This is a genomic window from Streptomyces sp. NPDC031274 (assembly GCF_055570235.1).
Genome location: NZ_JBVIHP010000089.1, coordinates 1 through 2,382, shown reverse-complemented (window position 1 = coordinate 2,382; position 2,382 = coordinate 1). Strand labels below are relative to the sequence as shown.

General features: G+C 70.0%; 1 protein-coding gene. It reads right to left on the bottom strand.

Annotated features, from left to right (window positions below; translation table 11 throughout):
• The coding region (locus ACZ5CR_RS43700; protein WP_468868818.1) for an SDR family NAD(P)-dependent oxidoreductase at positions 1-2,382 on the bottom strand (2,382 nt) is incomplete at both ends.

Below are 2,382 nucleotides of genomic sequence, written 5' to 3'. Positions count from 1 at the left end.
CATGGCCATGGCCTCGCGCGGTGAGATTCCGAAGAACTCCGCGTCGAACTCGGCGGCGTCCTGCACGAATCCGCCCTCGGGCGTGACGGCCGTGTCCGCACCGAACAGCGCTTCCACGTCCCAGCCCCGGCCGGCGGGGAACCCGGTCATCGCGTCGGTGCCTGCGGCCACGAGATCCCACAGCTGCTCCGGTGAACGGACGTCGCCCGGGTAGCGGCAGGCCATGCCGACGATCGCAATGGGGTCGTCGTCGGCGCTCACCATGGGCAGGGCCATGGCAGCACCCGCGGTGCCGTCCTGGCCGGTGACCTCACGCCGCAGGAAGTCCGCGAGGACGGTGGGGTTCGGGTAGTCGAAGACGAGGGTGGCGGGCAGCTTCAGGCCGGTGGCCGTGGCGAGGCGGTTGCGCACCTCCACCGCGGTGAGCGAGTCGAAGCCCATCTCGCGGAAGGCACGGTTCGCCTCCACGGCGTCGGCCGACGCGTATCCGAGTACCGCTGCCGCCTGGGAACGGATCAACTCCAGTAGTTTGCGGTTCTGTTCGGCCTCGGTCAGGCCTGCCAGACGCGCTGCCAGTTCCGATCCGCCCGCACCAACGGCGGGGCCGCCCTGCTCCTCCGCCACGGCCTTCGCAGCCTCGGGGATGTCGGAGATGAGGGGGCGGGGGCGGGCCGCGGTGAAGCCGGGCACGAATCGCGCCCAGTCCACATCCGCGACCGCCACGAACGTCTCGTCGTGCTCCACCGCCTGCACCAGCGCCGACACCGCGAGCTCCGCGGGCATAGTGCCGATGCCGCGCTTGGTGAGGTGCTCTTCCGTACCCTCCTGCGCGGCCATGCCGCCCCCGCCCCAGGCGCCCCAGGCGATCGAGGTCGCGGTCAGGCCGCGAGCCCTGCGGTCCTCCGCCAGCGCGTCGAGGCAGGCATTGGCGGCGCCGTACGCGCCCTGTCCGCCGCCGCCCCATACACCGGCGTTGGAGGAGAACAGCACGAACGCGTCCAACTCGGCATCGCCGAGCAGCTCGTCCAGGTGCCGGGCACCCGACACCTTCGCGTCGGCTATGCCGGCGAAGGCCTCCAGGTCGGTGTCCATCAGTGGGTTCAACTGGCCTACGCCTGCGGTGTGGACGACGGCGGTCGGCGGATGCTCCGCCAACACAGCAGCCAGCGCCTCACGGTCAGCCACGTCACAAGCCACGACACTCACCCGAGCACCCAGCTCCCCGAGTTCCGTCACCAACTCGTCGACGCCCGGAGCATCCTGACCCCGACGGCTCGTCAACACCAGATGCTCAGCACCATGAGCCGCGGCCCACCGCGCCACATGCGCACCCAACGCACCCGTACCACCGGTCACCAGCACCGTCCCACGCGGCGACCACGACCGCACCACCGGCGCATCACCCAACGGCGCCCGCACCAGACGCCGTACAAACACCCCAGAACCCCGCACCGCCAGCTGGTCCTCATCACCACCAGCACCCGCCAGCACATGCAGGAGCCGCGCACCCGCACGCTCATCCAGCACCTCAGGCAGATCCAGCAGACCACCCCAACGATCCGAATGCTCCAGACCAACCACCCGGCCAAAGCCCCACACCTGGGCCTGCGCCACACTCGCCAGCCGGTCCGAACGACCCACCGACACCGCACCCCGCGTCACCAACCACAACGGAGCACCAACCCCCGCATCACCCAACGCCTGGGTCAGCAGCACCGTGTCCGCAAGACCGGCATCCCCCGACCCCACAAGCCACACCACACCATCGACGTCACCAAGCAGCGACAGCCGCTCCGCGAGACCGACCCGTGACACCTCTCCGTCGACGACCAGACGCACCACATCCACGCCGTGGCCCTCAAGCGCGCCCGACAGCACATCGCCGTCCGCCTCCGCGGACACCACGAGCCAACGCCCCGACAGGGCAGCCGACTTCAGTGAAACCGGCTTCCACGACACCGCATATCGCAACTCATCCACCCGTGACCGCGCCACACGCCCACGCCGCCACGACGACAACGCAGGCAACACCGCACCCAGTGCGTCCTGTTGTGCCATGTCGAGGGTCTCCGCAAGGCCGGCAAGATCCCCTTGCTCCACAGCCTCCCAGAATTTGCTTTCGACGGCGTCCGGGGTCGCGGCAGCCGTACCCTCCAGCGCTGCGGCAGCGTCCAGCCAGTACCGCTGGCGCTGGAAGGCGTAGGTGGGCAGGTCCACGCGGCGCCCGCCGGCGAGCAGCAGCGACCAGTCCACGGACAGACCCCGCACCCAGCCCTCGGCAAGCGAGGAGACGAACCGCTCCAGCCCACCCTCGTCACGCCGCAACGTGCCAAGAACCGCCGCGTCCACACCACTGTCTTCCAGCGTCTGCTCCACCCCGAT